Below are 21,900 nucleotides of genomic sequence, written 5' to 3'. Positions count from 1 at the left end.
CCTAATATTTCGGCAATTGCCTGAAGTTTTTCATCATCAATTGTTTCGCTGTTTTCAATAATCGAAATAGCTTGTTGATTTGTGCCCAAAGCTTGTGCCAAAGCTTCCTGCTTCATATCGCGAAGTTCACGAATACGGCTTATTTTTCGCCCTATATGATTTGGTTTTGTTAGTGTGCTCATAATTCAAAGATAATAATTAAGTCTACAAACATTCAACTGTAAAAAACAAATTTAAAATGTGCAATACAGGCTTATTAATAAACATAAAACAAAAATACAATTTTTCGGACAAGTAAAGACTTTATTTTATTTTTGAAATTTGGAGTTTGAAACTCGAAACAATCTTGTCATTTCGACCGAAGGGAGAAATCGCACTAGAAATTCGACAAAGATTGGCGATTCTCTTTGTAGATTCCCGAGTGCGATTTCTCCCTTTGGTCGAAATGACAATACTTTGCGTTTATTTCTGAATGAATAAAAATATAACCTGTGTAAACCTCAGTTTGGAATTTGGAATTTAAAAAATTGGAATTTTTGAGCATAAAAAAAACCATCACAATCTGTGATGGTTTTTTTGAGCCGATAGAGGGACTCGAACCCACGACCTGCTGATTACAAATCAGCTGCTCTAGCCAGCTGAGCTACATCGGCCTATTTTTTATTACGGGTGCAAAGATAAAATTGTTTTTTATATTTCCAAAAATAATTTCACACCTCTCTCTATAATTAAAAAAACCATCACATTTCTGTGATGGTTTTCCGTTGAGCCGATAGAGGGACTCGAACCCACGACCTGCTGATTACAAATCAGCTGCTCTAGCCAGCTGAGCTACATCGGCCTCATTACGGGTGCAAATATAAAGCGGTTTTTCGTTTTCCCAAAATAAATTTGCACTTTTTTACACTTTTTTTTGCTTACAATGCGTTGATTTTTTCAATCAATTGATTAGCAGTTTGTTCTAATTCAACATTGATTTGTTTGAAGTGTGCTTTTTTATTTTCAACGTTTTTAGCGTTAACTTTTGTAATCAAAGTATCAAATGCAGCGATAGCTTCATCGATTAAAGCATTCGTTTCCGGAGTAGGATTTCCTGTTGTAGACATCTCAAACAAATAAACTGCCTCAATAATATCTCCTAATACAAAATTGATGTCTTTCTTTAAATTCTTAACGTTTGCCATTTTTATTATAATTTTAATTTGCGTCTGCAAAAATACACATAATCTTTAGATTAAGTGCTATGAAATGTAAATTTCTAAAATTGAAGCTTTTCCGTTTAAATTAAATGCATTTATCGCAGCTGGAACTAAAACAGTATCTCCTTTTATATAAGTATGTTTAAATCCGTCGTATTCGATTTCAAAACTTCCTTCAATACACATATAAACCGTAAATGTTTCGCCAGATTTTGAAACTTCTACTTTATCTTCTAACGGAATAAGGTTTGTTGTGAAATAAGGACAATCAACAACTACGTTTGATGTATTTGCTTTTGTATCGTATTTCTTTTGTGTATCAACTTTATTGTAGTTAATTGCATCAAGTGCCAAATCTACATGAAGTTCTCTTTTATTTCCCTGAGCATCTACACGATCAAAATCGTATAAACGATACGTAATATCAGATGTCTGCTGAATTTCGGCAACCACTAAACCGGCACCAATAGCGTGAACAGTTCCTGTTTCTAAAAAGAAAACGTCTCCGGCTTTTGCCTTTACACCATCTAAAATAGAAACTAAAGTATTATCATGTAAATGTTTTAAATATTCCTCTTTACTGGAGTTTTCTTTAAAACCAACAATAATTCTGGAATCAGTATCAGCCTGCATTACGTACCACATTTCGGTTTTACCAAATGAATTGTGACGTTCTTTTGCTAATTTATCGTTAGGATGAACCTGAATCGAAAGATCTTCGCGTGCATCTAAATATTTAAAAAGTAATGGAAATTGTTTTCCGAAACGCTCGTAAACTCTTGTTCCTAAAATTTCATTTGGAGTTTCATCAATAAGCTCCATTAACGATTTTCCTTTTAAGTCTCCGTTAGCAACAGTACTTACATCGCCTTCGACTGTAGATAATTCCCAGCTTTCACCGGTAATTTTAGAAGTGATTGGTTTGTTTAATAATGTTTTTAATTTCTCTCCACCCCAGATTCTTTCTTTAAGGATTGGTTCAAATTGAAGCGGATATAATTTTTCTGGTTTCATAATTTTTTAAGTTTTTCGGCTAATATTATTATTAATTAAACAATGATGTAATACTATTTTCTAAATCTACAATACTAATTCTTTTATTATTTCCAGCGCTTTCGGAATATGTTTTGCGGCATTCATACTGTCAAAAATATAAATAACCACTCCGTTTCTGTCAATAATAAAAGTTACTCTTCCCGGCAAAAGTCCGAACAGATTATTTTTCACACCAAAAAGCTGTCTCAATCTTTTATCCTGATCAGAAAGCAAAATGAATGGCAGATTATGTTTATTAGCAAATTTATGATGCGATTTTACACTATCGGCACTTATACCAATTACTTCTGCACCTAATGCTGAAAAATCTTCGTATTGATCTCTAAAGCTGCAAGCTTCTGTTGTACAGCCTGGTGTATTATCTTTTGGGTAAAAATAAATCACTAAAGGTTTTCGTCCTAAAACACTTTTGCTCTCAAAAACTTCTCCGTGACTATCTTTTGCAGTAAAATTCGGAACTATATCTCCTATTTTTAATGACATTTATTATTCTCCTTTATAAGTTACAAAATTGCGGTCTGTTTCATAAAGCACGATTTCTAAATCAAAATCGGGCTGAATTCTTTTTCTAATTTTATTCCATATCACAACCGCAATATTTTCTGCAGTTGGATTCAAATCCTGAAATTCCGGAACGTCCAGATTCAGGTTTTTGTGATCAAACGGAATTTCTACTTCTTCCAGTATAATATCCGCTAATACTTTCACATCTAAAACAAAACCAGTTTCCGGGTCAATTTTTCCTGTAACACTTACTGTTAAACCATAATTATGACCATGAAAATTGGGATTATTGCATTTTCCAAAAACGGCATTGTTTTTTTCTAATGACCAATCTTTCCTATGCAATCGATGTGCAGCATTAAAATGCGCTTTTCTTGATATGGTTACTCTCATTTAGGTCTTTGGTTGGTTTGGTTATAATTTATGGTCTTCGAGATAATGATCAAATTCATCAAAAATTATCTTAAACCATACGGTATAAATTTCGGGCTGTTTTTCAATATCTGCTTTAACATCTTCAATGCTCATCCATTTCCAGTCTTCTACTTCATCCGGATTTATATTAGGTTCTTCATTATAATAGCCAATCATAACGTGATCTAATTCATGCTCTGTTAAACCATTATCAAAAGGAGCTTTATAAATAAAATGAAACAGCTCTTTTAACTCTGCTTTAAAACCCATTTCTTCAAACAATCTTCGGCTTCCTGCCTCAATGTTCGTTTCACCTTCGCGTTGATGACTGCAGCAAGTATTTGTCCACAGTAAAGGAGAATGGTATTTATGATGAGCACGCTGCTGCAGCATAATTTCATTTTTGTTGTTTAAAATAAAAACCGAAAAGGCACGGTGCAAAACTGCTTTTTCATGTGCTTCTAATTTTGGCATTAAGCCAATTTGTTCATCGTTTTGATTAACTAATATTACGTTTTCTTCTGTCATAAGGCGTATTGATAAAACAAAAATACGAAAAAAGAAATGGCTATAAAATCCTGGAAAACATTGTGAAAAGTTTAACTACTGATTACTTTTTATAATATTTTGATTTACAACAATCTATGCTTTATTTCAGAACAAAAATCCACTAAAAATAAGATATAAAAACTACAGCTGTTTGTTTTACGTAAATAATAAAAAGTTAAAACATACTTAAATATATCTGAATTGTAATTTAGGCGACATTTCTAAGCAAAATCTCATCGTATCTTTGAAATTCAGATAAATGATCCAAAAATTTATGAAATCGAAAAACTTAATTTTTAGCCTTTGCTTTTTAATTCCGCTCTTTATTTTACAGGCATGCGGACAAAACACAAAAAAAGAACCTGCAAAAATGGTTACTATGGAAAACAAAATAAGTAAACCCGGAAATCCTTATTATTCAAACACCGATACGACAAAACTAAATGTAAGCAACGCCGAATGGAAAAAGGTTTTGCCCGAAGATGTGTATGCCGTAATGCGTGAGGCTGATACCGAAAGGCCTTTTACCGGAAAATACTGGAACACGGATGAAAAAGGAACTTACTACTGCGCTTCTTGCGGAAACTTACTTTTTAGATCGACTGCTAAATTTTCGAGCAGCTGCGGATGGCCTAGTTTTTTTGAACAAGACAACAAAAAAAGCGTCGTTTATAAAAATGATAATTCACTTGGAATGGAAAGAATCGAAGCGCTTTGCGGACGCTGCGGCGGACATTTAGGCCACTTGTTTGATGACGGCCCGGAACCAACCGGAAAACGTTACTGCATGAATTCGATTGCTCTTGATTTTATTCCTGATAATAAATAATATACAAATGAAAAATATACTTTTAATCTGCCTTTTTGCTTTATCAATAAGCGGTTTTTCACAAAATAAAAAACCAGATTACGAAACTATTACACTTGGCGGAGGATGCTATTGGTGCGTTGAAGCTGTTTACGAAAATCTGGACGGAGTAAAATCTGTTGTTTCGGGATTTTCTGGAGGAAAAACTGTAAATCCATCTTACGAGGAAGTCTGTACGGGAGAAACCGGTCACGCCGAAGTTGTACAAATTACGTATGACAAAAACGTAACAGATCTTAATGAAATCTTTAAAGTCTTTTTTACTGTTCACGACCCAACAACATTAAACCGTCAGGGCGCTGATGTTGGAACGCAGTACCGTTCTGTAATTTTCTACAAAAATGCCGAACAGAAAAAAGCTGCCGAAAGCATTATTGCCGAATTAAACAAAGCAAAAGTGTACAGTAATCCGGTTGTGACAAAAATCGAACCTTTTAAAGCTTTTTATAAAGCCGAAGATTATCATCAAAATTATTATGCAAACAATAAAAATCAGCCGTATTGCAGAATGGTGATTCAGCCGAAAATAGAAAAATTTGAAAAAATTTTTAAAGACAAACTGAAAAAGAAACAAAACAACAGCTAATAAAAAAGGGGAAATGAATCATTTCCCCTTTTCTTATATTATAGATTTTAAAACTATTGTTTAGCCACTTTTTTAAATCGCATTACCGGAATTTTGTCCTGAATTAAATTTAGTTTTCCATCTTTATCAATAGAATAGCTTGTAACATTTTTAATTTGTTTTAAAAATTGCTGTTCTCCGCCGCCTTCACAAAACATCATTGTAGTCGGTCCCGCTTCTCCAAAAGTTAAAGATTTTCCGTTTAAAGTATATGGTGCGCTGTAACCGTTACATCCGTTATTTCCATAAACCCTTTTTTCTTTTTCATCAAAAGTAAGCTGCGGTTTTTTATTTGGATACAATCCCTCAAAAGCAATTCTTGGCCCCGAAATATATTCTAATTCCCAAGTTGTATCATAAATATTGGCAGTGCCTTTTGTATCTTTTGATGCCATACACGAAGTTATTAATAAGGTTAAAACCGATACGATTGCAATAGTATACTTTTTCATAAAATTTACTTTTTAAAAATTAATATATTTTGTTTTTTGAAGATTAAAATTATCCTGCAATATCACTTTCTCAATATTCATGCCTTGTTAGAAACTTTGGCTAAAAAAAATTTATTTTACTATCCGCCAAATTGTAATATTCTGATCTCTAATTTACGCCATTTTATTTAAAACATTATTAACCAAACTCTTAAATTATAATAGGTGATTCTATTTTTTTCGTAATTTGCATCATTCAAAAAACCAAAAATCATCAATAAAAAATCAAAAAAATGAAGCGATTTCTTTTATTCTTTGCCTTTTTAATTAGTGCATTCCAAATTCAGGCACAAGAAAACCTTCCAACAGATTATCTTTCGAAAGAATTTCACAAAGGCCGCCGCGAAGCTTTTAGAAACCTAATGCCGGCTAATTCAGTAGCTGTAGTTTTTTCTTATCCGGAAAGAGTTTTTTCAAAAGACGTTAATTACAATTACCACGCAAATCCAGATATGTATTATCTGGCAGGCTATAAAGAACCAGATGCCGTTTTATTGATTTTTAAAGAAGAACAGGGAACTGAAAAATACAATGAAGTACTGTTTGTGAGAGAACGAAATGCCAACAGAGAAATGTGGACAGGAAGACGTTTAGGAGTTGAAGGTGCAAAATCTAAATTAGGTTTTACAACCGTTTACAACGGAAAAGATTTCAACGATTTTGCTATTGATTTTAAAAAATTCGACAAAATCATTTACGACAATATTCCAACAGATGTTGAAAGCAGTAAAAATATCGACAACTTATATTCCCTATTACAATCTTTCAAAACTAAAGCCGGAATTGAAAAAGAAAATGAAGCTTCTGTAACATTGTTTACTAACATTACCAATTCACTTCGCGAAATAAAAACTCCCGAAGAAATAGTATTAATGCGCAAAACAGTAAAACTTTCATGTGTTGCGCATAACGAAGTTATGAAAGCAGTTGGTCCGGATATGAGCGAAAACGAAGCCGACGGAATTCACGCTTACATTCACAGAAAATATGGTGCTGAAGACGAAGGTTATCCGCCAATTGTTGGTGCCGGAGCAAACGGATGTATTTTACATTACGGAGAAAATAATGCAGTAAAAATCGACAATCAATTATTATTAATGGATGTTGGCTCTGAATATCACGGTTATTCTGCCGATGTTACCAGAACAATTCCCGCAAACGGAAAATTTACCGAAGAGCAAAAAGCAATTTATCAAATCGTTTACGATGCTCAGGAAGAAGTTTTTAAACTTTGTAAAGAAGGAACTCCAATTCAGGATTTAACTAAAAGATCCAGAGAAGTCGTAGCAGCTGGATTAATTAAGTTAGGCATTATTACAGATCCTAAAGATGCCAGAATTTATTATCCGCACGGTTGTTCTCACTTTCTTGGTTTAGACGTTCATGACAAAGGAAATTACAGCGGAACGCTGAAAGAAAATATGATTTTAACTGTTGAACCTGGAATTTATATTCCGGCAAACAGCAAATGTGATAAAAAATGGTGGAATATTGGTGTTCGCATCGAAGATGATATTTTAATCAAAAAAGATTCCTACGAAAATCTTTCTGCAGAATCTCCAAGAAAATGGCAAGATGTTGAAGCTTTAGCCAAACAAAAAAGCACTTTTAATGAAATGAAATTTCCTAAGATATAAATTTGGTTTTTGCCACAGATTAAAAGGATTATAAGGATTTTTTGAAAGTTTAAAACTTAAAAATATAATCTGTGAAAATCTTTTTAATCTGTGGCTAAAAAAACATTTCCAAAGCCTCATTTAAAAAATTAAATGAGGCTTTTAATTTGAATTTTGGCGTACTTTTGTAGTCCTAAAAATTTAAAAAATGAAAGCACTTACCTTCTCCACTTTTGGAGATTCAAATGTTTTAGAATATATCGAAATCCCTAATCCGCAATTAAAAAACGATGAAATTTTAGTCGAGATGAAAGCCATCGGATTAAATTTTGCTGACGTTTACAGACGAAAAGGAAATTATCATTTAAAAGGAAATCCGCCTTTTATCGCCGGTTACGAAGGCGCAGGAATTGTTGTAGATGCTAATAATCATCCTGAATATAAAGTGGGTGATCGTGTGGCTTTTGCCGATGCTCCTTTTGCCAATGCAGAATTGGTTGCCGTAAATATAAATCACGTGCTGCCTTTACCTGAAAATATTTCGTTTGAAACCGCGGCTTCTGTTTTATTACAAGGTTTAACAGCACATTATTTAGCTACAGACAGTCATAAAACTACAAAAGGCGAAACGGTTTTAATTCACGCAGTTGCCGGCGGCGTTGGGCAAATTCTAACCCAAATCAGTAAACTTCTTGGAGCAACGGTTATTGGTTTAACCTCATCTGCCGAAAAAGCAAAAGTTGGTTTTAATCAGGGCGCAGATCATGTTTTTCTTTATAATGACGATTGGAAATCACAGGTTTTTAAAGTTGCTTCAAATGGTGTTGATGCTGTTTACGACAGTATTGGAAGCACTTTAAAGGAAAGTTTTGAAGTCACAAAAGAATGCGGCCAAGTTGTTTTCTTCGGAATGGCGGGCGGCGATCCTGAACCTGTAGATCCAAGAATGTTAATGGATGGTTCTAAAACTTTAACCGGCGGTGATTTATGGAGTTATTTAAATTCTAAAGAAGAAAGAATTAAACGTGCATCTCAATTATTCAATTGGATTACTGAAGGAAAAATTAAACTTTCTGAACCAACTTCTTTTAAATTATCAGAAGGAAAACTGGCACATGATTTCCTGGAAAGTAGAAAAAGTACCGGGAAAATTATTTTGATTCCGTAAATAATAATCTGGGCGTGCCATCAATATAAAAAGGGGCTGACTATGCAATCGCTTAGTCGCCCCTTTTTATATTGCTGTCGGGCTATCCGCGCTACTTCGGTAGCCTGCTCCTATCCCTCACGCGAAAACCTGTTTTGTATATAACAAAATGTATAGTCCCTACGGGACATTTGAAATCCTTTGAAATATCTTTTTCTACCGATATTTAACTCCTAGCGGAGTTGTGATTAAAAAGAATAAATTATCAGGATAATATCTCGTAGAGATTTCATATCGGTAACAAAAAAGAAAACACACTGCACATTTGTCCCGTAGGGACTACACAAATCACATCACCGAATAATTAATCAAGTTCTACAACTTATCAATCTCAATTTTCGTCAATTCAGATAATTCTAAAATCCTGCCAACATCTTCTTTATTAGCAACAAAGAACAAATAATTATCACCATTTGTATTATAACTCATCAATTCAAAACCACGCTTTTCTAATGCCGATTGAATGTATGGAAACAAATCATGGCTATAAGTCTCTTCTGGATATTCAAAATTCAAATCTTCACCAATCATTTCAGAAATGAAATACTCAGCATCTTCGGGATCAAATTTCCAGTCGCTGTTCCAGGCATTTATGTTTTCGAAGAAATCAAAATGTCCTTCAACAATGGTGTGATATTCACTAGAATCTTTTTGGTAATTTTTGAAAAGTTTTTTTGATAACTTTTTAAGTTCTTTATCTTCGATATTTTCTCTTGAAACTAATTTGACAAACTCTTCAAACGTTTTTATTGTAACTTCTTCATTCTCTATTAAATTTTCTGATGAAGGAAGTTCAATACTTTGCGGAATTTCTATATTTAAATACTGGCAGATTCCCTGCAATACTATTTTTAAATTTTTAACTCCAATTTCCTGACTTTCATTCTTTGGATTATTAAAATCTAAAAGCTCACTTTCCAGCAAACCTTTTGTATAATCGAAGAAATGGGTTCCTGAATACAGAATTTTAAAATCATTGATTTCTAAACTATTCGTACCGCAAAAAAAGATAATGAAATTTTTTATGGAACGTTTAAAGAACTTTTTTTCATCAGAAGTAGGCTCAGAATAAAACTGAATGTGTATAAAATCATACTCTAATCCTTCCTGAATCATTTCTTCAGAAAGAACACCAATATTCATTTTTTTATAAAGTTCATTTAAAACCTCATAAGAATTATTGAAACCTGCTTTTTTAATTTCCAATTGGGCCTCTTCATGATCTAATGAACCGGGAAAATAAAATAGATTAACGGAGACATTATCCTGAATTCCTTTTACTTTAAATTCAAGATTGGATTTTTCATTATATAAATAAGAATAAATTGGATCTATAACATCAAAAGAAATAATCGATTTTGGATCGTTATTTCTATTAAATAGATTGGAGAAAAAGTTTTTCATTGGGCATATAATTATTAAAACTAAATATATTACAAATTTTAATAATTAGAAAGCCAAATGACATGTTACTTCAAAGATTCAGCAATCATCAAAGCACATTTTTCACCATCAATTGCTGCAGAAATAATTCCTCCCGCATAACCCGCTCCTTCTCCACACGGATATAATCCTTTTATCTGCAAATGCTCTAAAGTATAAGCATCTCTCGGAATTCTAACCGGTGACGAAGTTCTGCTTTCTGGCGCATGTAAAATGGCTTCGTTGGTTAAATATCCACGCATTGATTTACCAAATTCCTTGAAACCTTCACGTAAAATCTGCGATAAAAATCCTGGAAAAACCTGCCCCATTTCAACCGAAGTTGTTCCCGGAACATAAGACGTTTTTGGAATATCTGCCGAAACTTTATTTTGGGTAAAATCGATCATTCTTTGTGCGGGAACTTTTTGAGTTTGTCCAGCCAAATGCCAAGCTTTTTGTTCGATACTTTTTTGGAATTCAACTCCCGCCAAAGCACCAAATTTTGCAAAAGGTTTAAAATCCTCTAATTTCAACTCAATCACAATTCCGGAATTTGCCGTTGCCTGATCACGTTTAGATGGCGACCAGCCGTTTGTAACCACTTCACCCGGACTTGTCGCGCAAGGCGCAATTACACCTCCCGGACACATACAGAATGAATACATTCCGCGTCCGTTTACTTGTTTTACAATTGAATAGGGTGCTGGCGGCAAATGTTCGCCACGATAATCACAACTGTATTGAATACTGTCGATTAATTCCTGCGAATGTTCTGCACGGACTCCCAATGCAAAAGGTTTGGCTTCGATTAAAATTTTCTTTTTATCCAGTAATTCAAAAATATCACGAGCCGAATGTCCAGTAGCTAAAATCAATTTATTAGCCAGAATCTTATCTCCGTTTTGAGTTACGATTCCTTCAACTTCATTATTCTTCACCAAAATATCAGTAACTCTTGTATCAAACAAAACCTGACCACCAAACTCAATAATTTTATTTCGAATATCTTCAATAATTTTTGGAAGTTTATTAGTTCCAATATGTGGATGTGCTTCAACCAAAATATCTTCTGAAGCTCCAAAAGCTACTAAAAGTTCTAAAATTCGGGTTACATCGCCGCGTTTTTTAGAACGAGTATATAATTTTCCGTCAGAATACGTCCCGGCTCCGCCTTCTCCAAAACAATAATTAGAATCTTCGTTTACAATATGTTCACGATTAATTGCTTTTAAATCACGTCGGCGTCCGCGAACATCTTTTCCGCGTTCAATTACAATAGGCTTTAAGCCTAATTCAATTAATTGTAAAGCAGCAAAAAGTCCGGCCGGACCTGCGCCAACAACAATAACTTCCTGCGCAGAAGAAACATCTTTATAAACAGGAAGTTCGATTTTAGTTTCCTGAAAAGCTTCTCCTTTTAAATATATAATAACTTTCAAATTGATTTTAATCGCTTTTTGGCGCGCATCAATCGAACGCTTTAAAATGGTTGTATGCTGAATTTCCTGCGGAGACACTTTTATTTGTTTGGACAAATAATCTTTAAGCAGCGATTCGTTTGCTGCAATTTCCGGCGTTACCTGAAGTAAAAGTTCTCTTGGCATTGTATCTTTTTTATTCTATTAGCTTTTCTTTCTATGAAAAGAAGATGCAAAAGTACTATTTTGAAATGAGATTTTATCAATTGTAAAATTTGCCCACAGATTTACGCAGATATAAACAGATTTTATACTTAACATTTTTGTGATCTTTGTTCTTTTTTAGCCACAGATTATTTGGATTAAAAAGATTTTTATCAACAGCGATTAGACGCACTGCAGTGCGTCTCTACAGAAAAAAAACTCAGAACCTTAGTATCGAACCTTTTTTTCAAACTAACCTTTGTACCTTTGCTCCTTTGAACCTTTGCACCTATAAAAAAATGTCTAGAAAAATAAAACTGATTTGGGATTTCCGTGGTCCGGTTGCTGCAAAAACTGCAGAACATCATGAAATTCATCTGAAAGAATATATCGCAATCGAAAAATTACCTTTAAATATTACGGGTTTTACAATCATAAACGAAATGCAGGCAATCGCTTTTATGGTTGTAACTGATGAAAATATGATTCAGGTAAGAGATGCTTTGAAACCGCATCGTGGGGAAGTTTATACTGAGTAAAATTCCAAACTTGAAGAAATTCCAATAAAAAAATTCCAAATTCCAATTGCTTCGACTGCTTGGAATTTGGAATTTATATTTTTTAATATTCTATTATTTTTGGAATTTGGAATTTCAAAAATTGGAATTTAATTAGCGACCTCACTAATAAACTTAATACGCATTAATCGCAATTCGTCAATATCATAATCACCGTCAAATTCTTTTAAAGCGTCTTCGATTTTATCTGATTCTGATTCCATGAAATAATCGTGGATTTCTTCCTGCTGATCGTCGTCGAGCATATCATCAATCCAGTATTTGATATTTAATTTTGTTCCAGAATATACGATTTGCTCCATTTCTTTGATTAAAGCGTCCATCGTTAATCCTTTAGCGGAAGCGATATCACTTAATGGAAGTTTTCTATCGATATTTTGAATGATGTATAATTTATTGGCAGAGTTTACTCCGGTAGATTTTACAACTAAATCGTCTGGACGAATGATATCGTTGTCTTCAACATATCTGCTGATAAGCGTGACGAATTCACCGCCATATTTTTTAGCTTTTCCTTCACCAACACCATGAATGTTATATAATTCTTGTAATGTTATAGGGTATTTTAAAGCCATATCTTCAAGAGAAGGGTCCTGAAAAACAACAAATGGAGGAACGCCTAATTTTTTGGCTACTTTTTTACGAAGTTCACGAAGCATTCCCATTAAAACTTCATCTGCAGTTCCAGTTGATTTTGCTGATGCCACTATTGCTTCGTCATCGGCTTCACTGTATTCGTGATCTTCAGACATCATAAATGAAACTGGTTTTTTGATAAAATCTAACCCTTCTTGTGTAATTTTGATCACACCGTATGTTTCGATATCTTTTGATAAATATCCGGTTACGAGAACTTGTCTCAATAATGCCATCCAATATTTTTCGTCGTGGTCTGAACCTGAACCAAAATAAGGCTGAATATCTGTTTTGTGTGCTTTAATGACCGCATTGATTCGGCCAATTAAAGTAAACACAATTTCTTTTGACTTATAGATATGTTTGGTGTCGCGAACAATTTCAAGTAATTTGACCACTTGTTCTTTGGCCTCAATTTTATTTTTTGGATTACGAACGTTATCGTCCATATCTGCACCTTCTCCGGTTTCGCTGTCGAATTCTTCTCCAAAATAATGCAGAAGGAATTTTCTACGTGACATTGAGGTTTCGGCGTAAGCCACCACTTCCTGCAAAAGTGCAAAACCAATTTCCTGTTCTGCAACTGGTTTTCCAGACATGAATTTCTCCAGTTTTTCTACATCTTTATAAGAGTAATAAGCTAAGCAATGTCCTTCTCCTCCGTCACGGCCGGCACGACCCGTTTCCTGATAGTAACTTTCTAATGATTTTGGAATATCGTGATGAATTACAAAACGAACGTCTGGTTTATCGATTCCCATCCCGAAAGCGATTGTTGCCACAACGACATCAACATCTTCCATAAGGAACATATCCTGATGTTTTGCTCTCGTTTTGGCATCTAAACCTGCGTGATAAGGAACCGCGCTGATTCCGTTTACTTGTAAAACTTCGGCAATCGATTCTACTTTTTTACGGCTTAAGCAGTAAATAATTCCAGATTTGCCTTTATGTTGTTTGATAAACCGAATAATATCTGATTCGATATTTTTGGTTTTGGTACGTACTTCGTAATATAAATTTGGTCTGTTAAATGATGCTTTAAAAGTATTTGCATCAGACATGTCCAGATTTTTAAGAATATCTTCCTGAACTTTTGGGGTTGCAGTAGCGGTAAGACCAATAATTGGCACTTTACCTAATTGTTTAATAATACTTCTGAGATTTCTGTATTCCGGCCTAAAATCATGTCCCCATTCTGAAATACAGTGTGCTTCATCAATCGCAACAAAAGAAATAGGCACACTTTGCAAAAAGGCTACATATTCTTCTTTCGTTAAAGATTCGGGAGCAACATACAAGAGTTTGGTTAAACCAGAACTAATGTCTTTTTTTACTTGTGCAATTTCTGTTTTGGTAAGAGAGGAATTCAGCACATGCGCAATTCCGGTTTCTGAAGAAAGGCTTCGAATCGCATCTACCTGATTTTTCATCAAAGCAATTAAAGGAGAAACAACAATAGCTGTTCCGTCCTGAATTAAAGCGGGTAATTGATAACAAAGAGACTTACCGCCGCCCGTAGGCATAATTACGAAAGTATTCGTTTTACCTAAAATACTCGTAATGACTTGCTCCTGCAAGCCTTTAAATTGGCTAAAGCCGAAATACTTCTTTAATTCCTTGTGTATTTCAATTTCGTTTGAATTCATTCTTTATTTAAATGGATATTTTTGTATAAATTTGCAACACATAAAGATACAACTTTCTTTTATACATACAAATTTTAAATATTCTGTTTTGATCTCAAAAGAAAATATACTGGCAATCGCCAAAAAAACCATACTCTCTGAAAGTGAAGCAATTATAAAATTAATTGATTTTCTGGACGAAAATTTCTTCGAAGCAACACAACGTATTTACGAAACTAAAGGCCGATTGATCGTTACCGGTATAGGAAAAAGCGCCATAATTGCTCAAAAAATGGTGGCTACTTTTAACTCTACCGGAACACCTTCAATGTTTTTGCATGCTGCAGAAGCAATTCACGGTGATTTAGGGATGATACAAAATGACGATATCATTATCTGTATTTCAAAAAGCGGTAACAGTCCGGAGATCAAAGTTTTGGTTCCGTTATTAAAACGTTTTGGGAATACCTTAATTGCTATTACCGGAAATGTAACTTCATTCCTGGCTAAAGGTTCTGATTATGTTTTAAACACTACGGTTGACACAGAAGCCTGCCCTATAAATTTAGCACCAACAAACAGCACAACAGCACAACTTGTAATGGGCGACGCTCTGGCAGTTTGTTTAATGGAAATGCGCGATTTTAAACCAGAGGATTTTGCAGTTTATCATCCGGGTGGTGCTTTAGGGAAAAAACTTTTGCTTCGTGTAAAAGATATGATCGAGCATTCGTTAAAACCAGCTGTTTCTCCAGATACTTCAATCAAAAAAGCAATTTTCGAAATTTCTGAAAAAAGGCTTGGTGTGACTGCGGTTATTGAAGACAATAAAATTGTTGGAATTATTACGGATGGAGACATCCGAAGAATGCTAAATGACGTAGATACTATTGCGGATTTAACTGCAAGAGATATTATGTCTAAAAATCCTAAATTAGTGTCTTCAGAAACTATGGCAGTTGATGCCTTAAATATATTAGAAGATTTTTCTATTACACAGCTTATCGTGGCTGACAACGGCGAGTACAAAGGAGTATTACATTTACATGACATTTTAAAAGAAGGAATCGTATAATGGCAAAGAAAAACCTTGGCGAGATGTCATTTTTAGACCATCTTGAAGAACTAAGATGGTTATTAGTTAGAAGTACAATTGCAATATGCGTTATGGCATTTGTTACTTATTTTATCAGTGATTATTTATTTGATCAAATTATTTTAGGTCCTACAAGACCTAGTTTTTTTACTTATGTCTGGTTTTGTGATTTATCACATCAATTAGGTTTTGCAGATAGTATCTGCATTACCAAACTTAATTTCATTATTCAAAATACTGAAATGGAAGGACAGGTAAATATATTTGTCTGGATGTGTCTTTTGGCTGGATTTATTTTAAGTTTCCCTTATATTTTATGGGAACTTTGGAAATTTATCAGCCCTGCACTTTATGAGAAAGAAAGAAAAAATGCTAAAGTGTTTATATTCACTTCTTCACTTCTTTTCTTTTTAGGAGTAATATTTGGTTATTATGTCGTAATACCAATGTCTGTAAATTTCGTTGCCACTTTCTCAATCAGTGAAATGGTAATCAACCAATTTACTTTAGACTCTTATATGGGAATGGTAAAAACGAGTATTTTGGCAAGTGGTTTGTTTTTTGAACTGCCTATTATCATTTATTTCTTAACTAAATTAGGATTAGTAACTCCTGATTTTTTAAGAAAATATTGGAAGTATGCTGTTGTAATTATCTTAATTATTGCTGCAATTGTGACTCCGCCAGATGTGGTGAGCCAAACTATTGTAGCGATACCAATGTTACTTATTTACGAAGTAAGTATTCTGATTTCAAGGATTGTTTATAGAAATAAATTAAAAGAAAATAATGTCTGAATTAATTCAAGAATTTAACGACTATCGTTCTAAAATGAACGAAAAATTATTAGCTGACAATAATAAAATTGTAAAGCGAATTTTTAATCTTGACACTAATGCTTATGCAGAAGGAGCTCTTGATGTTAAAACAAAAGAACTTTTAGGCTTAGTTGCATCGACTGTTTTGCGTTGTGACGACTGTGTAAAATACCATTTAGAAACGAGTTATAAGGAAGGTGTTTCTAAAGAAGAAATGATGGAAGCAATGGGAATCGCAACTCTTGTTGGAGGAACAATTGTAATTCCGCATTTAAGAAGAGCTTACGAATTCTGGGAAGCTTTAGAAGAACAAGGCAAATAAGATAATTAGTCAATTAGATAATTTCTTGACAATATGTTAATTCATTTATTCTATTGATTTATTTTCCTTTATTTTGCCCATTGGAGATACAATTATCTCATTATCAAATTGACACATTATCTAATTAAAACAAATGAAGCTAAGAGCCGATAATTTAATAAAAACTTACAAAGGCCGAAGTGTTGTAAAAGGAATTTCTGTTGAAGTAAATCAGGGAGAAATCGTTGGACTTTTGGGGCCAAATGGTGCCGGAAAAACAACTTCTTTTTATATGATCGTAGGATTGGTAAAACCAAATTCAGGAAACATTTATCTTGATGATTTAAATATTACCGATTATCCTATGTACAAACGTGCACAGCAAGGAATTGGTTATTTGGCACAGGAAGCTTCTGTTTTTAGAAAATTAAGTATTGAAGATAACATTTTAAGTGTTTTACAATTAACTAAACTTTCTAAAGAAGAGCAGATTGCTAAAATGGAAAGTTTGATTGAAGAATTTAGTTTAGAACATATTCGTACGAACCGCGGAGATTTACTTTCTGGAGGAGAACGTCGTCGTACGGAAATTGCCCGTGCCTTAGCAACAGATCCAAAATTCATCTTATTAGATGAGCCTTTCGCCGGAGTTGACCCGGTTGCGGTTGAGGACATCCAGAGAATTGTAGCGCAGTTAAAAAATAAAAATATCGGAATCCTGATTACGGATCACAACGTTCAGGAAACTTTAGCGATTACAGATAAAACATACTTAATGTTTGAGGGAGGAATCTTGAAAGCGGGAGTTCCGGAAGAATTGGTAGAAGATGAAATGGTTCGCCGTGTTTATCTTGGACAAAACTTCGAACTTCGTAAAAAGAAACTGGAGTTTTAAGAAGTATTCAGTTTTCAGTCGCAGTTTTCAGTTTTTGACTGCGACTGAAAACTGTGACTGAAAACTTTTAAAGATATGAATTCAGAAAAACCAACTCAGGAAGATAACGACAATTGGCACAAAGATCCAAACAATTGGTATTTGGGATGTTTTTATTATAATCCGAAAGACAAACGATTGCTTCCGCCAAAAAGAATTCAATGGATGGGATATACAGTTAATTTTGCCAATCCTTATTCAGTTTTAATTTTTCTAGCTTTCATTGCCTTAATTCCGCTAGCGCTTTTATTTTCAAAATAACCATTAAACAGTATTCAATCTCAATTTTCATTCTCGGTAAACTGAAAACTGCGACTGTGACTGAAAACTACTCCACAGTAATAAACTGCAATTGTTCTAAATCGCCATTGTAAATATTAACATCAACTCGATGTTTAATTCCGGGCAGAGAAGCTTTTTCTGTAAACTGCCAAAAGAGCCAGTCATCTTCGATTTTTTCTCTGTAGAAATTGTAATTGGCAATCCAAAACAAATATTCTCCAAATTCTTCTTTTAAGAAATCAGAATAATATCTTTCTCCTGAATAAATTATCGGGCGTACCTGATAATGTTTTTCTACTTTAGTTAACCAACGCTTTAAGCCTTTTTTTAAACTGTCCAAAGGCTGATTTTTTGGTAATTTCTCTATATCTAAAACCGGAGGTAAATCTCCCTTTTGCAACTTTACGGTTTTAATAAAAAGATTGGCCTGTTCTATTGAGTTTTCATTTGGACGATAATAATGATATGCACCGCGCATGATTTTATTTTCTTTAGCACCTTCCCAATTACGTTTAAACTGACCATCAACACGATCGTTTCCGGCAGTTGCACGAATGAATACAAATTGTACAGGATATTTTTCGTCCAGAATTTCAACTTCATCCCAATCGACTTTTCCTTGAAATTCAGACACATCAATTCCAACCACTTTTCCTTTGTGATTTTCGAGAACACGAATATTTCTCACATCAGAAAGATGTTTGTCTACCTCATCTTCATCTAAAACTTTTTCTGATTTAAAACCTAAATAATAAGCTAGTCCTTTTCGATAATGATAAACAATTCCAATAAAAAGAAGCGTAAAGAAAATTAATAAAAGAGATCGAAAAAGCCTGCTTAGCAATGATCTTCCTGCGGGTTTTCTGGAATATGTTTTACGATAAGTCGTTTTTCTTGCCATTCGAATAAAACTACTTTTTTTTCAAAAACAAATTATTTACGATCGATAGTAAAACGTAAAAAATGATGATTAACGGAACGGCTCCGAAATGGAATAATAAAAGTAAAACGAAAGAAATCAAAAGAAATACGATCTGCAAAGCATTATCTTTTAAATTAAACTTCTTCACTTTTAAAGAGAACAACGGAATTTCGGCATTCAAAATATAGGCACTGCATAAAGTGATCGCTAATAAAACGTATTGATTTGTCAGGATTTCAAGCAATAATAAAGAATCTGAAAACTTTAAAACTAACGGAAGACTTAAAATAAAAAGAGAATTTGCCGGAGTTGGCAATCCTATAAATGAATCTGTTTGACGCGTATCAATATTGAAATTAGCTAAACGATAACAAGAACCTAAAGTCACGATAAATCCTAAAAACGGGATAAAAGCATTTGTTCCTAATTCGTGTGCGCTGTTTGTAAACAAACTGTACATAACATAACCGGGAGCAACTCCGCTGGTTACCATATCTGCCAAAGAATCTAACTGCAAACCAAGCGGACTTGAAACTTTAAATAATCTGGCAAAAAAACCATCAAAAAAATCAAAAAAGATCCCTAAACAAACCATGTAAAAAGCCATTTCGTAATTGGCTTCAGAAATAAAAACTATTGCAATGCAGCCACAAAAAAGATTAATTAATGTAATTAAATTCGGAATGTGTTTTTTGATATTCATGTTTTATAAATTTTGATAATCTTGGAGAACAAATTTAGCATAATATGCACATGAAAAACGTGTTTTCGCAATTGTTTTTTATTTGAAATTCTAACTTTCGCAATATTTCTAAAAAGGAAGAAATTAGATGGGTAAAATATTATATTTTTGATGAAAATTAAAAACAGGCATTAGTCTGCAAAAAAACAGCTTTTGAAAAAACTTTCTGCGTTTTTATTATTTTGGAGTTTTACTTCGCAATATGCACAAACCGTTCGAAAATATTCGAATGAGTTTATGAATATTGGTGTCGATGCGGCAGCGTTAGGAATGTCGAGCGCCGTAACAGCATCTACAAATGATGTGAATGCAGTTTACTGGAATCCGGCTGGTTTAACGCATCTGGAAGATCATCAAGTTTCGTTAATGCACGCCAGTTATTTTGCCAATATTGCGCAATACGATTTTATTGGATATGCAAGTCCAATTGATGATCGAAGCGCGTGGGGAATTTCGATGATTCGTTTTGGTGTCGATGACATTATGGATACTACTCAATTAATCGACAGTCAGGGAAATATTGATTATAACAGAATTCGTTTATTTTCTACTGCCGATTATGGTTTTACTTTTTCATACGCCAGAAAACTTCCTGTTGAAGGGTTTCAATATGGAGTAAATGCAAAAATCATTAGAAGAGTGATTGGAAAATTTGCCAATTCATGGGGTTTTGGTTTTGATGTCGGACTTCAGTTTGAACATAACGATTGGAAATTCGGATTAATGCTTCGCGATATTACAACAACTTATAATGTTTGGAATATTGATGAGGAAGAATATGCAAAAATTGCCAATGCAATTCCGGGAGAAAACAATGAATTACCAGAAAGTACCGAAATCACTTTACCAAAAGCACAATTAGGAGTTTCTAAAAAATTTGAATTCCATGATGATTACAGTCTTTTGGCTGCGGGAAATTTAAACATGCGTTTTGAGCAGACAAACGATATTATTTCGTCTAAAGTTGTGAGTATTGATCCTGCACTTGGTTTTGAATTTGGCTATACAGATATTGTTTTTTTAAGAGCCGGAGCGGGAAATTTTCAAAATGTGATGCAGTTGGATAATACTGAAAAATTAAGTTTTCAGCCTAATATTGGTCTTGGTTTTAAATACAAAGGCATTCAAATTGATTATGCTTTAACTGATTTAGGAAATCAAAGTGCGGCTTTGTATTCTAATATTTTCTCTATAAAAGTTGATCTTGGTATTTTTAGATAATAAACTTCTTAAAATTTTAAATTATGAAAAAAGTCCTTTTACAAAAAACACTTTTTAGTTTACTATTATTACTAAGTTTTACCATTGGCTTTGCTCAAAACATCCCATTATCAAAATATGCTAAAATAAGTGTAATTACCTGCGGATTAGGAAATGAAACGTATTCTTATTTTGGACATACAGCCATTCGTGTTGCAGACCCAATAAACAATCTTGACGTTGTTTACAATTACGGTGCTTTTGATTTTAGAACGCCAAATTTTGTTGCCAAATTTACAAAAGGAGACTTGCAGTATTTTGTAGTTGCTCATTCATTTGCAGATTTTATAAATGACTATACTTATGAAAAAAGAAGTGTTTTTGAGCAGGAATTGCTTCTTTCTCCTGAATTAAAACAAAAGCTTTTTGATAAATTAAATACTGTTTTATTATCTGAAGAACGTTACTACACTTATAAGTTTATTGATAAAAATTGTACATCGATGGTTGTTGATGTTATCAATTCAACTTTAGGCGGGAATGTAATTGTAAAAAAGAATGATACTGATAAAACTTATCGCTCTGTTTTGTTTCCTTATTTTAAAGGGCATTTTTATGATCAATTAGGAACCAGTATTATTTTTGGAACTAAAGTTGATCAATTAGCCACCAGAATTTTTCTTCCTTTTGATTTAAAAAATAGTTTAGACGAAACGACTTTTCAAGGTCATCTTTTAGCAGGAAAAAGTAAAACACTTTTAAGCTTTGAAAAAGAAACTCCAACTTCTTGGTGGAATAACATTTATACTTATTTGTTTATTTTAGGGTTTGTGGTTGTTGTACACAATAAAGTTGTAGACAAAATCTATCTTTTGATTTTATCTTTAATGGGAATCTTTTTTGTTTCGGTTGGATTTTATTCTTTTCACCAAGAACTGGCGATGAATTATAATGTGTTATTGTTTAGTCCGCTTTTGCTGCTTTTGATTTTATTTTCGATTGCAAAAAACAAAAGATGGACTTATAGGTTTGCTGTTTTACATTTAATTTTTCTAGTAGTTTACAGCTTATTTATGATCAATAAGGCACATTTTTTAATTGTATTGCCAATGATCATTACAAGTGGTTTTGTCTTGGTAAGAGTTGTGATACGAAACGTAAAACGTATACCAATAATAATCTAATAA

At 33.4% G+C, this 21,900-nt stretch carries 24 protein-coding genes and 2 tRNA genes; 12 read left to right on the top strand and 14 right to left on the bottom strand.

Translation table 11 applies throughout. The annotated features are described in order from the left end of the window. From APR43_RS07095 to idi, 8 genes are all read right to left on the bottom strand, one after another. Positions 1-182: helix-turn-helix domain-containing protein (locus tag APR43_RS07095; protein WP_131724169.1), on the bottom strand; the 182-nt coding region annotated here is incomplete at its 3' end. A 397-nt stretch (positions 183-579) separates the two neighbouring features. Then, positions 580-653, bottom strand: a tRNA-Thr gene (locus APR43_RS07090). Between the two features lie 114 nt (positions 654-767). Next, positions 768-841 (bottom strand) — tRNA-Thr (locus tag APR43_RS07085). Between the two features lie 76 nt (positions 842-917). Then, a complete protein-coding gene (locus APR43_RS07080) occupies positions 918-1,184 on the bottom strand; it encodes a hypothetical protein (protein ID WP_012022371.1) in 267 nt (88 codons plus the stop codon). A 57-nt stretch (positions 1,185-1,241) separates the two neighbouring features. Then, a complete protein-coding gene (locus APR43_RS07075) occupies positions 1,242-2,213 on the bottom strand; it encodes a type I phosphomannose isomerase catalytic subunit (protein WP_053470928.1) in 972 nt (323 codons plus the stop codon). A 66-nt stretch (positions 2,214-2,279) separates the two neighbouring features. After that, the gene (locus APR43_RS07070; RefSeq protein WP_053470927.1) at positions 2,280-2,738 is read right to left on the bottom strand and encodes a peroxiredoxin; all 459 of its coding nucleotides are present in this window, start codon (positions 2,736-2,738) and stop codon (positions 2,280-2,282) included. A gap of 3 nt (positions 2,739-2,741) precedes the next feature. Next, positions 2,742-3,152: a 6-carboxytetrahydropterin synthase gene (locus tag APR43_RS07065; protein ID WP_053470926.1), complete on the bottom strand. Its 411-nt coding sequence runs from the start codon at positions 3,150-3,152 to the stop codon at positions 2,742-2,744. Between the two features lie 21 nt (positions 3,153-3,173). Next, complete coding sequence (gene idi, locus APR43_RS07060) at positions 3,174-3,701, bottom strand: isopentenyl-diphosphate Delta-isomerase (RefSeq protein ID WP_053470925.1); 528 nt, start codon at positions 3,699-3,701, stop codon at positions 3,174-3,176. Positions 3,702-3,996: 295 nt separating this feature from the next. Here idi and msrB point away from each other — a divergent pair, with 295 nt between their 5' ends. Both msrB and msrA read left to right on the top strand, forming a co-directional pair. Continuing rightward, a complete protein-coding gene (gene msrB, locus APR43_RS07055; RefSeq protein ID WP_053470924.1) occupies positions 3,997-4,551 on the top strand; it encodes a peptide-methionine (R)-S-oxide reductase MsrB in 555 nt (184 codons plus the stop codon). A gap of 7 nt (positions 4,552-4,558) precedes the next feature. Then, positions 4,559-5,176, top strand: a complete 618-nt coding sequence (gene msrA / locus APR43_RS07050; RefSeq protein ID WP_053470923.1) for a peptide-methionine (S)-S-oxide reductase MsrA — start codon at positions 4,559-4,561, stop codon at positions 5,174-5,176. A 53-nt stretch (positions 5,177-5,229) separates the two neighbouring features. Here the strand turns inward: msrA and APR43_RS07045 are convergent, their stop codons facing one another. Then, positions 5,230-5,667: an META domain-containing protein gene (locus APR43_RS07045; protein WP_053470922.1), complete on the bottom strand. Its 438-nt coding sequence runs from the start codon at positions 5,665-5,667 to the stop codon at positions 5,230-5,232. Between the two features lie 272 nt (positions 5,668-5,939). Between APR43_RS07045 and APR43_RS07040 the strand changes: the two genes are divergently transcribed. Beyond that, on the top strand, positions 5,940-7,343 hold the full coding sequence (locus tag APR43_RS07040; RefSeq protein WP_053470921.1) for an aminopeptidase P N-terminal domain-containing protein: 1,404 nt from the start codon (positions 5,940-5,942) through the stop codon (positions 7,341-7,343). A 187-nt stretch (positions 7,344-7,530) separates the two neighbouring features. Next, the gene (locus APR43_RS07035) at positions 7,531-8,490 is read left to right on the top strand and encodes a quinone oxidoreductase family protein (RefSeq protein WP_053470920.1); all 960 of its coding nucleotides are present in this window, start codon (positions 7,531-7,533) and stop codon (positions 8,488-8,490) included. Positions 8,491-8,844: 354 nt separating this feature from the next. On the opposite strand, the gene APR43_RS07030 is transcribed toward APR43_RS07035, so the two are convergent. Both APR43_RS07030 and APR43_RS07025 read right to left on the bottom strand, forming a co-directional pair. Continuing rightward, on the bottom strand, positions 8,845-9,933 hold the full coding sequence (locus tag APR43_RS07030) for a hypothetical protein (RefSeq protein ID WP_053470919.1): 1,089 nt from the start codon (positions 9,931-9,933) through the stop codon (positions 8,845-8,847). A 65-nt stretch (positions 9,934-9,998) separates the two neighbouring features. Continuing rightward, complete coding sequence (locus tag APR43_RS07025; protein WP_053470918.1) at positions 9,999-11,558, bottom strand: NAD(P)/FAD-dependent oxidoreductase; 1,560 nt, start codon at positions 11,556-11,558, stop codon at positions 9,999-10,001. 317 nt (positions 11,559-11,875) lie between these two features. Here APR43_RS07025 and APR43_RS07020 point away from each other — a divergent pair, with 317 nt between their 5' ends. Continuing rightward, positions 11,876-12,115 (top strand): hypothetical protein, encoded by a 240-nt coding sequence (locus APR43_RS07020; protein WP_053470917.1) that lies wholly within the window; start codon positions 11,876-11,878, stop codon positions 12,113-12,115. A gap of 128 nt (positions 12,116-12,243) precedes the next feature. Here APR43_RS07020 and recQ read toward each other — a convergent pair whose 3' ends face one another. Then, positions 12,244-14,439, bottom strand: coding sequence for a DNA helicase RecQ (gene recQ, locus APR43_RS07015; protein ID WP_053470916.1), 2,196 nt, complete (start codon positions 14,437-14,439; stop codon positions 12,244-12,246). 88 nt (positions 14,440-14,527) lie between these two features. On the opposite strand from recQ, the gene APR43_RS07010 reads away from it, so the two are divergent. The 5 genes from APR43_RS07010 (at position 14,528) to APR43_RS06990 (ending at position 17,828) form a co-directional block, all read left to right on the top strand. Then, positions 14,528-15,493: an SIS domain-containing protein gene (locus APR43_RS07010; RefSeq protein WP_053470941.1), complete on the top strand. Its 966-nt coding sequence runs from the start codon at positions 14,528-14,530 to the stop codon at positions 15,491-15,493. Continuing rightward, positions 15,493-16,311 (top strand): twin-arginine translocase subunit TatC, encoded by an 819-nt coding sequence (tatC, locus tag APR43_RS07005; RefSeq protein ID WP_053470915.1) that lies wholly within the window; start codon positions 15,493-15,495, stop codon positions 16,309-16,311. Before APR43_RS07010 ends, tatC begins: the two co-directional genes overlap by 1 nt. Next, entirely contained in the window at positions 16,304-16,654 is a 351-nt protein-coding gene (locus tag APR43_RS07000) for a carboxymuconolactone decarboxylase family protein (protein WP_053470914.1), read from the top strand. Before tatC ends, APR43_RS07000 begins: the two co-directional genes overlap by 8 nt. A 133-nt stretch (positions 16,655-16,787) precedes the next feature. Beyond that, positions 16,788-17,528 (top strand): LPS export ABC transporter ATP-binding protein, encoded by a 741-nt coding sequence (lptB, locus tag APR43_RS06995; protein WP_053470913.1) that lies wholly within the window; start codon positions 16,788-16,790, stop codon positions 17,526-17,528. Positions 17,529-17,603: 75 nt separating this feature from the next. Then, the gene (locus APR43_RS06990) at positions 17,604-17,828 is read left to right on the top strand and encodes a DUF5808 domain-containing protein (protein WP_053470912.1); all 225 of its coding nucleotides are present in this window, start codon (positions 17,604-17,606) and stop codon (positions 17,826-17,828) included. 67 nt (positions 17,829-17,895) lie between these two features. On the opposite strand, the gene APR43_RS06985 is transcribed toward APR43_RS06990, so the two are convergent. Beyond that, positions 17,896-18,750 carry a glycoside hydrolase family 25 protein gene (locus APR43_RS06985; protein WP_053470911.1) on the bottom strand — a complete coding sequence of 285 codons (855 nt, stop codon included), beginning with the start codon at positions 18,748-18,750 and terminating at the stop codon, positions 17,896-17,898. A 10-nt stretch (positions 18,751-18,760) separates the two neighbouring features. Continuing rightward, positions 18,761-19,474 (bottom strand): CDP-alcohol phosphatidyltransferase family protein, encoded by a 714-nt coding sequence (locus APR43_RS06980; RefSeq protein ID WP_053470910.1) that lies wholly within the window; start codon positions 19,472-19,474, stop codon positions 18,761-18,763. Between the two features lie 276 nt (positions 19,475-19,750). Between APR43_RS06980 and APR43_RS06975 the strand changes: the two genes are divergently transcribed. Both APR43_RS06975 and APR43_RS06970 read left to right on the top strand, forming a co-directional pair. Beyond that, on the top strand, positions 19,751-20,734 hold the full coding sequence (locus APR43_RS06975) for a PorV/PorQ family protein (RefSeq protein WP_053470940.1): 984 nt from the start codon (positions 19,751-19,753) through the stop codon (positions 20,732-20,734). Positions 20,735-20,757: 23 nt separating this feature from the next. Beyond that, positions 20,758-21,897, top strand: a complete 1,140-nt coding sequence (locus APR43_RS06970; RefSeq protein WP_053470909.1) for a DUF4105 domain-containing protein — start codon at positions 20,758-20,760, stop codon at positions 21,895-21,897. The last annotated feature ends 3 nt before the right edge of the window (positions 21,898-21,900 follow it).

The sequence above is a fragment of the Flavobacterium sp. NLM genome, assembly GCF_002210235.1.
Lineage (GTDB): Bacteria > Bacteroidota > Bacteroidia > Flavobacteriales > Flavobacteriaceae > Flavobacterium > Flavobacterium panici.
This window is presented reverse-complemented; position numbering and strand designations above follow the sequence as displayed.

What these genes read in the sequence shown, in the direction of transcription:
- APR43_RS07020 (WP_053470917.1), top strand. Translation starts at nt 11,876, where the DNA reads ATGTCTAGAAAAATAAAACTGATTTGGGATTTCCGTGGTCCGGTTGCT.
- APR43_RS07075 (WP_053470928.1), bottom strand. Translation starts at nt 2,213, where the DNA reads ATGAAACCAGAAAAATTATATCCGCTTCAATTTGAACCAATCCTTAAA.
- APR43_RS07025 (WP_053470918.1), bottom strand. Translation starts at nt 11,558, where the DNA reads ATGCCAAGAGAACTTTTACTTCAGGTAACGCCGGAAATTGCAGCAAAC.
- msrB (WP_053470924.1), top strand. Translation starts at nt 3,997, where the DNA reads ATGAAATCGAAAAACTTAATTTTTAGCCTTTGCTTTTTAATTCCGCTC.
- APR43_RS06985 (WP_053470911.1), bottom strand. Translation starts at nt 18,750, where the DNA reads ATGGCAAGAAAAACGACTTATCGTAAAACATATTCCAGAAAACCCGCA.
- APR43_RS07030 (WP_053470919.1), bottom strand. Translation starts at nt 9,933, where the DNA reads ATGAAAAACTTTTTCTCCAATCTATTTAATAGAAATAACGATCCAAAA.
- idi (WP_053470925.1), bottom strand. Translation starts at nt 3,701, where the DNA reads ATGACAGAAGAAAACGTAATATTAGTTAATCAAAACGATGAACAAATT.
- APR43_RS07040 (WP_053470921.1), top strand. Translation starts at nt 5,940, where the DNA reads ATGAAGCGATTTCTTTTATTCTTTGCCTTTTTAATTAGTGCATTCCAA.
- APR43_RS07080 (WP_012022371.1), bottom strand. Translation starts at nt 1,184, where the DNA reads ATGGCAAACGTTAAGAATTTAAAGAAAGACATCAATTTTGTATTAGGA.
- recQ (WP_053470916.1), bottom strand. Translation starts at nt 14,439, where the DNA reads ATGAATTCAAACGAAATTGAAATACACAAGGAATTAAAGAAGTATTTC.
- lptB (WP_053470913.1), top strand. Translation starts at nt 16,788, where the DNA reads ATGAAGCTAAGAGCCGATAATTTAATAAAAACTTACAAAGGCCGAAGT.
- APR43_RS06990 (WP_053470912.1), top strand. Translation starts at nt 17,604, where the DNA reads ATGAATTCAGAAAAACCAACTCAGGAAGATAACGACAATTGGCACAAA.
- tatC (WP_053470915.1), top strand. Translation starts at nt 15,493, where the DNA reads ATGGCAAAGAAAAACCTTGGCGAGATGTCATTTTTAGACCATCTTGAA.
- APR43_RS07035 (WP_053470920.1), top strand. Translation starts at nt 7,531, where the DNA reads ATGAAAGCACTTACCTTCTCCACTTTTGGAGATTCAAATGTTTTAGAA.
- APR43_RS07065 (WP_053470926.1), bottom strand. Translation starts at nt 3,152, where the DNA reads ATGAGAGTAACCATATCAAGAAAAGCGCATTTTAATGCTGCACATCGA.
- APR43_RS07045 (WP_053470922.1), bottom strand. Translation starts at nt 5,667, where the DNA reads ATGAAAAAGTATACTATTGCAATCGTATCGGTTTTAACCTTATTAATA.
- APR43_RS06970 (WP_053470909.1), top strand. Translation starts at nt 20,758, where the DNA reads ATGAAAAAAGTCCTTTTACAAAAAACACTTTTTAGTTTACTATTATTA.
- APR43_RS07070 (WP_053470927.1), bottom strand. Translation starts at nt 2,738, where the DNA reads ATGTCATTAAAAATAGGAGATATAGTTCCGAATTTTACTGCAAAAGAT.
- APR43_RS06975 (WP_053470940.1), top strand. Translation starts at nt 19,751, where the DNA reads ATGAATATTGGTGTCGATGCGGCAGCGTTAGGAATGTCGAGCGCCGTA.
- APR43_RS07000 (WP_053470914.1), top strand. Translation starts at nt 16,304, where the DNA reads ATGTCTGAATTAATTCAAGAATTTAACGACTATCGTTCTAAAATGAAC.
- msrA (WP_053470923.1), top strand. Translation starts at nt 4,559, where the DNA reads ATGAAAAATATACTTTTAATCTGCCTTTTTGCTTTATCAATAAGCGGT.
- APR43_RS06980 (WP_053470910.1), bottom strand. Translation starts at nt 19,474, where the DNA reads ATGAATATCAAAAAACACATTCCGAATTTAATTACATTAATTAATCTT.